This window comes from Clostridium sp. AF20-7, assembly GCF_003479275.1.
In the GTDB taxonomy this organism is placed as follows: domain Bacteria; phylum Bacillota; class Clostridia; order Lachnospirales; family Lachnospiraceae; genus Otoolea; species Otoolea fessa.
In genome coordinates this window covers 44,372-54,886 of the sequence record NZ_QUGF01000012.1, presented here as the reverse complement: position 1 = coordinate 54,886, position 10,515 = coordinate 44,372, and the positions used below count along the sequence as shown (strand labels likewise).

The 10,515-nt window shown below is 41.6% G+C and carries 11 protein-coding genes; 10 read left to right on the top strand and 1 reads right to left on the bottom strand.

The genetic code is table 11. The features are described from left to right. The first annotated feature begins 194 nt into the window (after positions 1-194). From mgtA (DWX68_RS12815) to DWX68_RS12770, 10 genes are all read left to right on the top strand, one after another. A complete protein-coding gene (gene mgtA, locus DWX68_RS12815) occupies positions 195-2,858 on the top strand; it encodes a magnesium-translocating P-type ATPase (protein ID WP_118629773.1) in 2,664 nt (887 codons plus the stop codon). Between the two features lie 16 nt (positions 2,859-2,874). Continuing rightward, positions 2,875-3,378 carry a winged helix-turn-helix domain-containing protein gene (locus tag DWX68_RS12810; RefSeq protein ID WP_118629771.1) on the top strand — a complete coding sequence of 168 codons (504 nt, stop codon included), beginning with the start codon at positions 2,875-2,877 and terminating at the stop codon, positions 3,376-3,378. Positions 3,379-3,510: 132 nt separating this feature from the next. Further along, positions 3,511-4,188, top strand: a complete 678-nt coding sequence (locus DWX68_RS12805) for an MgtC/SapB family protein (protein ID WP_118629769.1) — start codon at positions 3,511-3,513, stop codon at positions 4,186-4,188. Between the two features lie 23 nt (positions 4,189-4,211). Next, positions 4,212-4,391: a hypothetical protein gene (locus DWX68_RS12800; RefSeq protein WP_182432192.1), complete on the top strand. Its 180-nt coding sequence runs from the start codon at positions 4,212-4,214 to the stop codon at positions 4,389-4,391. Positions 4,392-4,430: 39 nt separating this feature from the next. Further along, on the top strand, positions 4,431-4,742 hold the full coding sequence (locus DWX68_RS12795) for a DUF3784 domain-containing protein (RefSeq protein WP_118629765.1): 312 nt from the start codon (positions 4,431-4,433) through the stop codon (positions 4,740-4,742). A gap of 25 nt (positions 4,743-4,767) precedes the next feature. Continuing rightward, entirely contained in the window at positions 4,768-7,533 is a 2,766-nt protein-coding gene (mgtA, locus tag DWX68_RS12790; protein WP_118629763.1) for a magnesium-translocating P-type ATPase, read from the top strand. A 12-nt stretch (positions 7,534-7,545) separates the two neighbouring features. Further along, positions 7,546-7,698: a hypothetical protein gene (locus tag DWX68_RS12785; protein ID WP_118629761.1), complete on the top strand. Its 153-nt coding sequence runs from the start codon at positions 7,546-7,548 to the stop codon at positions 7,696-7,698. Between the two features lie 134 nt (positions 7,699-7,832). Continuing rightward, entirely contained in the window at positions 7,833-8,027 is a 195-nt protein-coding gene (locus DWX68_RS12780) for a transcriptional regulator (RefSeq protein WP_207663961.1), read from the top strand. 152 nt (positions 8,028-8,179) lie between these two features. Next, positions 8,180-8,464 (top strand): hypothetical protein, encoded by a 285-nt coding sequence (locus DWX68_RS12775; protein WP_118629759.1) that lies wholly within the window; start codon positions 8,180-8,182, stop codon positions 8,462-8,464. Positions 8,465-8,526: 62 nt separating this feature from the next. After that, complete coding sequence (locus DWX68_RS12770) at positions 8,527-9,939, top strand: relaxase/mobilization nuclease domain-containing protein (RefSeq protein ID WP_118629757.1); 1,413 nt, start codon at positions 8,527-8,529, stop codon at positions 9,937-9,939. A gap of 53 nt (positions 9,940-9,992) precedes the next feature. On the opposite strand, the gene DWX68_RS12765 is transcribed toward DWX68_RS12770, so the two are convergent. Next, complete coding sequence (locus DWX68_RS12765) at positions 9,993-10,508, bottom strand: hypothetical protein (protein ID WP_118629755.1); 516 nt, start codon at positions 10,506-10,508, stop codon at positions 9,993-9,995. Positions 10,509-10,515 lie beyond the last annotated feature (7 nt).

The following is a 10,515-nucleotide window of genomic DNA, read 5'->3' as shown; positions in this document are numbered from 1 at the left end:
TGATTTGCTTTTAATTGTCACGGCAGTGTTTAAGGGACGGAACAAAGGCCTTGAGTTTATTGGTTTTAAAGAGGTGCGGTGTAGAAGTTGATTATCAATGTAATCGCAAGAAAAAAGCAAGAATCTAAGCATGGAGTTTTTTTAAGATAATGTTAAAATAAATATACCGGTATTGAGAAAGGAGTCAAGCCTATATGCCTAAAACTACACTGATCGATTGTTGTATTAAGAAATATGCTTATCGAGAAGTATCACAAATATATCAGGAATTAGAGATATCAGGGGAAGGCCTGTCACAATCACAGGTTGAATTGATGAGGGAGAAGTATGGTATAAATAGTTTTTCGCAAAGAAGAAATGATACCATGTTACGACTACTGCGGCGTGCCTTCATCAATCCATTTAATATCATTCTTTTAGTTCTTGGAATCATTTCACTGGCTACAGACGTGGTTCTTGTATCGAATTTTGCCAGAAATGCAACGACTGCGGTTATTATCTTTTCAATGATTTTGATTAGCGGAACGATCCGTTTGGTTCAGGAACTTCGTGCAAAGAATGCATCAAAACAGCTAAACCGGCTGATACATGAAAGCATTACTGTACGGCGTGCGGGAGAAGTGAAAGAGATTCCAGCTGAGGAACTGGTGGTTGGAGATATTGTTCTGCTTGCGGCAGGTGATCGTGTTCCGGCTGATCTGAGACTCACCAAAGTAAGTGATCTATTTCTTTCCCAGGCAGCAATTACAGGTGAAAGTGCGATCCTGGAAAAAAATGCACAGGCAATAAGTTACAGTAATTCGGAATCCTTGACGCAGCTTGAAAATCTTGCATTTATGGCAACGACTGTCATCAGTGGAAAAGGTGAGGGTATTGTGCTTGCAGTCGGAAAAGACACACTATATGGTAGTTTTACGAAAGAAGATCCAGATGAAAAACAGTCTTTTCAAAAAGGAGCCAACTCTATTGCCTGGGTCATGCTTCGGTTTATTGCAGTATTGATTCCTATTGTATTCATACTATTGCAGATCACAGGTGGAAGGTGGCTGGAATCCTTTGCCTTTGCACTGTCTGTTGCCGTTGGCTTGATGCCAGAAATGCTGCCGATGGTGATCACAGCCTGCCTTGCAAGGGGTAGCCTGAGTATGAGTAAAAAGCAGACAATCATTAAAGACATTAATGCAATGCAAGGATTTGGCAGCATGGATGTGCTCTGCATGGATAAAACAGGAACACTGACCAATGAAAGTATCCTATTGGAATACTACATGGATGTGTTGGGAAACGAAAGTGGGAAGGTATTGGATCTTGCTTTTTTAAACAGTGCTTATCATTCCGGTGTATGTAATCCAATCGATAATGCAATCCTTGCCTGTCAGACAATGCCGGGGCATGAACAACATTTTGCGGATCTTCTTATGCGGTATCAAAAAGAGGATGAAATTCCATTTGATTATTCCCGCAAATTTGTCAGTACACTGGTGACAGATAAAAATGGAGATTGCCAGCTTATTATGAAGGGTAATATTTCCCAGATTGTGTCTCGGTGCAGTCATGTGGAATTTCGTGGCGAAATCCTACCGATGGAAAAAAAAGGGATGCAGAGTGTTGCTTCTGTAGTGGATGAGATGCTGCAGGATGGAATGAAAGTGATTGCTGTTGCACGGAAAAAGATTGAGAAACAGGATCAGATCATACCGACAGACGAAAACAATATGATCCTGATGGGATATCTTGCATTCTTTGATGCACCGAAAAAGACAGCAAAGACATCTGTGGAGGCTCTAAAAAGACTGCAGGTAACACCGAAAATACTGACAGGTGATCATGCTGATGTGGCAGCTTCTATTTGCCGAAGGGTCGGAATCTCGTCAGAAATCATATTGACTGGTGTAGATTTGGATCAGATGACGGACGATGAACTCGGCAAAACAGTAGAAGATATTCATGTATTTGCAGAATTAACACCAGGGCAGAAAGTCCGTATTGTTTCTGCTTTAAGGCAAAATGGACATACTGTAGGTTTTCTGGGCGATGGAATTAATGATATCCCAGCTCTTTGTGAATCTAATGTTGGTATTTCAGTAGATACAGCGGTAGATGCAGCGAAAGATGCAGCGGATGTCGTATTACTTCAAAAGGATTTAGGTGTATTAGAGCAGGGGATTCTGGAAGGGCGTAAAACATTTACAAACATGCTCAAGTATATTAAAATCACGGCAAGCTCTAATTTTGGCAATATATTTTCTATCGTTTGTGCCAGTGCATTCTTACCATTTTTACCAATGACATCTTTGCAGATATTATTATTAAATCTGTTATATGATATTTTATGTATTATCCTTCCATGGGATAATGTGGATGAGGAAGAAACACTCTCACCAAGAGACTGGTCCGGGAAAACACTGGGACGATTTATGTTATTTTTTGGTCCTATCAGTTCGATATTTGATATCGTGACATTTTTGTTTTTGTATTATATTCTCTGTCCATTATTGTGTGGCGGTACAACGTATCTGAATATGGTAGATCCAGTGATGCAGTCGCAGTATGTTGCTTTGTTTCAGACAGGATGGTTTTTAGAATCAATGTGGACGCAGGTTTTGATTCTTCATTTTCTCCGGACAAGGAAGATACCATTTGTGCAGAGCAGTCCTTCCATTCCGGTTGTTTGTACGACCTTTGCAGGAATTATTGTATTTACTTCACTTACTTTTACCAAAAGCGCAGGTGTTATTGGATTGGCGAAATTGCCAATCATGTATTTCCTGTTTTTATTTGTTGTAGTCTTACTCTATATGCTTCTGACTACGGTGGTCAAAAATGTTTATCAAAAGAAATATCATGAGCTGATCTGAAAGGAGGGAAACCATCGTGAAAAAGAATATCAGTGTTATTTCCATGGATTCTGTCCTGCAGGAATGGCTCATTCAAAAGCTGATCAAAGAACCACCAGATAGTGACAGTGCGAAAGAACTGCTTTCCGGTATCTATGATATGGTGAGTGGAGAGGTAAATTCATTGCTGCTCAGCACTGTAAAGAATTCAGAAATTGCATCTCTCAATCTTTCAGATGAAATGAAAATTGGGGAATTAGTAATCAATCCGAAAAGCAGGAGCGTTACAAGGATGGACCAAGCGGTTTCCCTGACTCCTAAGGAGTTTGATATCCTGTATTTCCTGGCTGAAAACAGAGGAGAAGTATTTACAAAGGAGCAGATCTATAAGGCGGTATGGTCTGAAAACTATCTTTTAGACGACAGTAATATTATGGCATTTATTCGAAAATTGCGAAAGAAGATCGAACCGAATCCGGATGAACCAAAGTATATACTTACGATTTGGGGGATCGGATATAAATTTAATGATAAGGTGTAAAACTGGCGGGCTGATTTAAGTCCGCCAAATTTTTATAATTCTTGCTAAATCGCAAGGAAATCGCAAGACTTTGGTCATGTGATTCTCCTTGCTTTTTTTGTATTCTTTAGGAGTCGAAGGGAGGCGGTATGTATGGTATACACAGATTTTGTATTAAGAATTTCCTTATCCGTGTTGCTTGGATTTTTTATTGGACTGGAAAGGCAGTTAACAGGGCATCCAGCAGGAATACGGATTAATGTTCTAATCTGTATGGGAACAAGTTTTTTTACTTTATTTCCAATGCTTTATGGTTCCGATCAGGTGTTTCGTGTAGGAAGCAGCATTATCTCCGGTGTTGGATTCCTATGCAGCGGTGTGATCTTTAAAGACAGCGGTACGGTAAGAGGAATGAACACAGCAGCAACACTTTGGTGTACAGCGGCAATTGGCATTCTTGCCAGCACAGGAATGTTTACAATGGCAGTCTCCGCTGCAGGCATTTTGATTGGTTCAAATCTGATCCTGCGTCCGCTTGCAAGAAAGCTGAATCCGATTGCTGTTGGAGATGAATCTGAAAAAGAATACTGCATCACAGTACTTTGTCAGGAAATTGCAGAACAGGATATAAGACTTTTACTGATTAACAGTAATTCCAGTAAGACTTTGTATCTGAATCATCTGGAAAGTGGAGATGTAGTGGGGGATAAAGTCGAGATTATAGCGAAGTATTGTTCTGCAGGAAAACCGAAAAGTAATGTTCTGGAAAGTATTGTTGGTCAGGCATTGGAACTTCCGGAAGTAATCAGTGCAGGTTGGGAGGTGTTGTAGTTGAAAAAAAACAAATGTGATAGATGGATAATTTTTTTCTTTCTTTATATTTTGTTCACTGCAGCATGCAGTTGTGTGAGCCTTATATTTTCGGCTCACCAAATTTTGGTGATAGAGGTCTGGTATCAAATATCTGTTGTTGTTTGGATTATTTTGGCAGTTACAATGGTGAAATTGCTTATCAGGCTTCAGAAAATAAATAAGCTCAGAATGAGATGAATCAATGAAAGGAGAAGAAAACCATGAATTTAACCTGTATCTTTTTTGGCATCATTTTCACGATTAGCGGTTTTTTGTTCGCCTGTGGAAAAGGTCATATTTATTTATCTTCCTGGAAAAATATGCCGCAGGAAGAGAAAGAAAAGATCAAAATTGTGCCGCTTTGCCGTAACATTGGTGAAGTCATTGCATTAAATGGTTTGATTTTTTTGCTGAAAGGTCTATGGTCAGGCTTTGAAAATCACTGGTTTGTGACTGCTATGATCGCATGGTTTATTGTGGCAGGATTTGATCTTTGGTATATCGAGAAAAGTGATCGATACTATAAAAAATAATTGCAAAACAAGGAGGTAAAGACCAATGAATAAGAAAGAAAATCGTATGGCTGTTCGTCAGGCAGCACAGCAGGCTGTGATCCGTGACGAGCAGAACCATCGCATCGAACATGCGGCCACCAATCCGATTAAGGAGGTTTTGAAGAGTCTGCACACAACACTTCGTGGACTGGATGCTGAAAATGTAGCGGTAAGCCGGACAAAATATGGATCAAATAAAGTAACACATGAGAAGAAACAATCCCTTGTGAAACGTCTGGCAGGAGCATTTATCAATCCATTTACAGCGATCCTTTTCTGTCTGGCAGTTGTTTCTACTATGACAGATATGGTTTTTCCATATTTTTCTCTGTTAGGAAGTTCACCAGAAGATTTTGATCCATTAACAGTGGTGATCATTCTGACCATGGTTATGATCTCCGGTACGCTTCGTTTTGTACAGGAATCCAGAAGTGGAAATGCAGCAGAAAAACTGTTATCCATGATCACAACTACTTGTACCGTTACAAGAAGAGAACAGGAAAAAGTTGAGATTCCTATGGACGATCTGGTGGTAGGAGATATCGTACATCTTTCAGCAGGAGACATGATCCCAGCAGATGTCCGTATTCTGGATGCCAAAGACTTATTTATCAGTCAGGCAAGCTTAACAGGTGAAAGTGAACCGGTAGAAAAGACACCGAAGGTATGTGCACAGAAAGAAAGCATCACCGATTACAGCAATATTGCTTTTATGGGAAGCAATGTAATTTCCGGAAGTGCAACGGCAGTGGTTATCTGCACGGGAGACCGCACTTTATTTGGTTCCATGGCATCTGCAATTGCAGGTGAAGCAGTGGAGACAAGCTTTACCAAAGGCGTGAATGCAGTGTCATGGGTTCTGATCCGGTTTATGCTGGTCATGGTTCCGCTGGTATTTTTTATCAATGGTATCACAAAGGGAGACTGGCTGGATGCCTTTCTGTTCGGTATTTCCATAGCTGTCGGACTGACTCCGGAGATGCTGCCGATGATCGTAACAACCTGCCTTGCAAAAGGTGCCGTTTCCATGAGCAAAAAGCAGACGATTGTTAAGAATCTGAATTCCATCCAGAATTTCGGTGCCATTGATATTCTTTGTACAGATAAAACAGGAACATTGACACAGGATAAGGTTGTGCTGGAATATCACCTGAATGTGAATGGAGAAGATGATACAAGAGTACTGCGCCATGCATATTTAAACAGCTACTTCCAGACAGGTTATAAGAACCTGATGGATCTGGCGATCATTCACAGAACAGAGGAAGAAGAGGCGGCAGATCCAAAGCTCCTCGATCTGTCAGAAAACTATGTGAAGGTAGATGAGATCCCATTTGATTTTACACGTCGTCGTCTGACTACGGTAGTACAGGATAAGAAGGGAAAGACACAGATGGTGACAAAAGGAGCTGTAGAAGAAATGCTATCCATCTGTTCTTTTGCGGAGTGTGATGGCACTGTGAAGCCACTTACTGAAGAAGTTCGCATGCGTATTCTGAAAACGGTAGACGAGCTGAACGACAAAGGATTCCGTGTGCTTGCCATAGCACAAAAAAGCAATCCTTCTCCAGTGGGTGCATTTGGTATAAAAGATGAGTGTGAGATGGTACTAATCGGATATCTGGCATTCCTTGATCCACCAAAGGAGTCTACTGCAGATGCAATCCGGGCATTGAAAGCACACGGCGTAACGACAAAGATTTTGACAGGTGATAATGATAAGGTGACACGTACAATCTGCAAACAGGTAGGACTTGAAGTACGCAACATGCTTCTGGGCTCTGATCTGGATCATATGACAGATGACCAGCTTGCAAAAGCAGTAGAGACAACAGAGGTATTTGCAAAGCTTACACCGGATCAGAAAGCTCGTGTGGTTTCTGTTCTCAGGGAAAACGGTCATACCGTAGGATTTATGGGTGATGGAATCAATGATGCTGCGGCTATGAAGGCTGCCGATATCGGAATCTCTGTAGATACTGCGGTAGATGTGGCAAAAGAATCCGCAGATATCATTTTGCTGGAAAAAGATCTGATGGTTCTGGAAGAGGGAATCATAGAAGGACGCAAAACTTATGCCAATATGATCAAATATATCAAGATGACAGCTTCCTCTAACTTCGGAAATATGTTTTCTGTATTAGCTGCTTCTGCACTTTTACCTTTCCTTCCAATGATGAGTGTACATCTGATTTTCCTGAATCTGATCTATGATCTGTCCTGTACAGCGATTCCTTGGGACAATGTAGATGAGGAATTTATTGCAATACCACGTAAATGGGATGCATCCAGTGTGGGTAGCTTTATGATCTGGATTGGACCTACAAGTTCGATTTTTGATTTTACAACTTATATTTTCATGTACTTTGTATTCTGTCCGTTATTTGTGTCAAAGGGCATCCTGTTCAATGATTTGGCAGCCCATTACAGCGGTGCAGAGCTTGCTGCTATGCAGGCACGTTATATCGGAATGTTCCAGGCTGGATGGTTTGTAGAATCTATGTGGAGCCAGACATTAGTCATTCACATGATTCGCACACCAAAGCTTCCGTTTATCCAGAGCCGTGCATCAGCACCGGTAACATTGCTTACCATGACAGGTATTGCAGTTCTGACTGTGATTCCGTTCACACCATTTGGAACTGCACTTGGTCTGGTAGCATTACCGGCATCATACTTTGCATATCTGATACCATGTATTCTGCTGTATATGATGCTGGCAACAAGCTTGAAAAAAGCATATGTCCGCTATTATGGCGAACTGCTCTAGGAGGTGGAAAGAATGAATTGGAAAGAATTATGGATGACACTTTTTGGAACCTGTGAATGGCTCGGACTCAATATGGGATTCTGGGTATCTATGGCTGCTGTGCTGTTGATCGTAATAATTATGAATGTGGTATTCTGGGGAATAAAGCCAAAGAATAAAAAATAGTATGGTTGAAAATAAACTGTACCCTAGATAGTAGACAGTTTAAAAAGTGGTTTAGAAATGTTATTTATAGTGTCAAAGTATCAGCAAAGAAAAACAATTGTAGCTTTCCACAAAATTAATTCTACGATAATAACATACCGTCTAGATTACTTGTTAAACCAGTAAAATCAGCAATTAGTTATATGCCGACAGCTCCGTATGAATTACCCTATGAGGGAGCAAAAGAGATGTTGTTGGTAGATGAAGTTGATAATAAGGAATTTTTGACAGGCTTGTTTCATGCAATGTATGATGAACTGCCAGCCCCAAAACCGAAAAAGAAGAAATAAACAACTTCAAGTTTGTTAAACTGAATCCGAAAAACATTAGGGCGCAGAGGAGATAAAATCCTTTGCGTCCTTCCTTTTTATACAAGGGTTGACATCATTGCGTTATGGCAGATACCCTTGTACAATGTAGTTAGAAGAAAGGGGTTGAGCCTATGAAGCTGGTATTGAAGATATTGGCACTGCCGGTACTGTTCGTTGTAAAATTGATTTGCGTTCTTGGAAATCTGCTTACAAATGTTGTATCCTATGTGATTGGCATACTACTTTTGGTTATTGGTGGCTCTGCGATTTACTGCATTGTAAAGGCTTTGTGGCAGTCCCTGCTTATCCTTGTGGTTCTTGGAATTGCGACAATAGCAGCGGTGTTCCTGCTCGTCTGGGCGGTTATGAAAGTCGAGAATATAGGAGAAAGTCTGGGCGCATTTATCAGGTCATAAGATAATATCAGAGAAAAGTCACCGACCGGTGGCTTTTTCTTTTTGGGAAGGAAGTGATGGGAATGGCAGCAACAAGATTGATTGCGCTCCATGTGAATAAGGGAAAGACGGTCGCTCAATGTTTGGCAGACAGAACCGACTACTCACAAAATGCTGCAAAAACCAATGATGGCGAATTTATCAGCTCCTATGAGTGCGATCCAAAGACAGCGGATGAAGAATTTCTGCTTTCCAAACGGCAGTACCAACACATTACCGGCAGGCAGCAGAAGAACAATATCATCGCATACCAGATACGCCAGTCTTTTAAGCCAGGAGAAATCACTCCGGAAGAAGCGAACCAGGTCGGCTATGAAACAGCGATGCGATGGACAAAGGGAAAACACGCTTTCATCGTTGCAACTCACATCGACAAATCCCATATTCACAACCATATCATTTATAATTCGACCTCGCTGGATGCCACACGGAAATTCAAAAACTTCTTCCTTTCCGGTCTTGCGGTGCAACGGCTCAGCGATATGGTTTGCCTGGAACACGGTCTGTCCATTATTACTCCAAAGCCGTATCGGGAGCGTCAGAAAAGAACCGTTTATCCCAAGAAGCGTTCCCAGCGTGACGAATTATGTGATGCGATTGATGCGGTGCTGAAGCAGAAACCAAAGAGTTTTGATGGCTTTGTTCAGGCATTGACTGACATGGGATTTGAGTTCAAGGATGGAAGGCAGCCTGCGTTCAAGGGCAAGAATCAGAAGCGTTTCATTCGGCTGCGTTCTCTGGGCGAAGGATATAGCAAAGAGGAAATTCAAGCAGTTATCTCCGGTAAGAACCTGCACAAATCAAAAGGTAGCTCTGCCAAGGCTCCTGCCCCGAAGCAGTTCCAGATGCTGATTGATATTCAGGCAAAGATGGCCGAGGGTAAGACGGTCGGTTATGAAAAGTGGGCGAAGAAGTTCAACCGCAAAGAAGCTGCCCGTACTGTGATTTTGCTGAAGGAAAAAGGCTTGGGCAACTACGACGATCTGACTGCTCATATTGAAAATCTGTCTGCTCGGTTCGATGCGCTTTCTGATTCTATCAAGGCCGCAGAGAAAAGGATGGTTGAGGTTCAAGCGTTGCAGCAGCACATGAAAAATTATCGCAACACAAGGCAGATCTATATCGAGTACCGCAAGTCTGGATATAGCAAAAAGTTCTTTGAGGAACACCGTCAGGAAATCACAATTCATAAAGCGGCGAAGCAAGCCTTTGACGAATTGCAGATTACAAAGCTCCCATCCTTGCAATCATTGTATGAGGAGTTTCACCAGCTGGCAGTCCAGAAAAAGCAGGACTACGCTGAGTACCGTCAGATCAGAAAAGAGAAAGAAGAACTGCTGATTGCCAAACGGACGGTTGAAACGATTTTGAATATCGACAGACAGAAAGAGCAGGAAAAAGAAAAAGAGAAAGAGGAAAAGAAGAACTTCCGTTAAAGCAAATAGCCACGGTCTGCACTCCCCAAAGGGTGCGGATCGTGGCTACTTTTTTATTTTTCGACCTCGGCACTTTCAGCCATTTTAATAATTTCAGAGTCGTCAATTTTGCTTGGATCATATTCCAGAACATAGGTGATTTCGGGAGAATATGTCCAGCAGAGGAACGCCTTGTCATCGTTTTTGTAGAGGGCGCCATACCAATCCTTAATCATCATTTCTTCGCAACTGTCCATGCTATCGACCGGGAAAAGCACCCCAAGAGCTTCTGTGTGCAAGCCGGTGATCTCAGCCGGATCGCCATCATAAAATGTCGTTTTCAAAATACGGTAGTAGATGGTTCGGTCTTTATCGGTCTGATCTCCGTAAGTAAGCGTTGCTGCGAGTTCTGTTTTTGCGACCTTCTTTACATCTTCTCCAAGAACTTCTTCAGCGCTTTTTTCAAAACGGTCAGCAAATTCATCGAAGTCCATTTCCTTTTTCTGATGTGAAGTCACCGCAATTATGATTCCAACCGCCACAACAAGAATGACGGCAAAAAGAATAGCTATTCGTTTCTTTTTATTCATGTTCTTC

What these genes read in the sequence shown, in the direction of transcription:
- mgtA (WP_118629763.1), top strand. Translation starts at nt 4,768, where the DNA reads ATGAATAAGAAAGAAAATCGTATGGCTGTTCGTCAGGCAGCACAGCAG.
- DWX68_RS12775 (WP_118629759.1), top strand. Translation starts at nt 8,180, where the DNA reads ATGAAGCTGGTATTGAAGATATTGGCACTGCCGGTACTGTTCGTTGTA.
- DWX68_RS12785 (WP_118629761.1), top strand. Translation starts at nt 7,546, where the DNA reads ATGAATTGGAAAGAATTATGGATGACACTTTTTGGAACCTGTGAATGG.
- DWX68_RS12805 (WP_118629769.1), top strand. Translation starts at nt 3,511, where the DNA reads ATGGTATACACAGATTTTGTATTAAGAATTTCCTTATCCGTGTTGCTT.
- mgtA (WP_118629773.1), top strand. Translation starts at nt 195, where the DNA reads ATGCCTAAAACTACACTGATCGATTGTTGTATTAAGAAATATGCTTAT.
- DWX68_RS12800 (WP_182432192.1), top strand. Translation starts at nt 4,212, where the DNA reads ATGGATAATTTTTTTCTTTCTTTATATTTTGTTCACTGCAGCATGCAG.
- DWX68_RS12765 (WP_118629755.1), bottom strand. Translation starts at nt 10,508, where the DNA reads ATGAATAAAAAGAAACGAATAGCTATTCTTTTTGCCGTCATTCTTGTT.
- DWX68_RS12795 (WP_118629765.1), top strand. Translation starts at nt 4,431, where the DNA reads ATGAATTTAACCTGTATCTTTTTTGGCATCATTTTCACGATTAGCGGT.
- DWX68_RS12770 (WP_118629757.1), top strand. Translation starts at nt 8,527, where the DNA reads ATGGCAGCAACAAGATTGATTGCGCTCCATGTGAATAAGGGAAAGACG.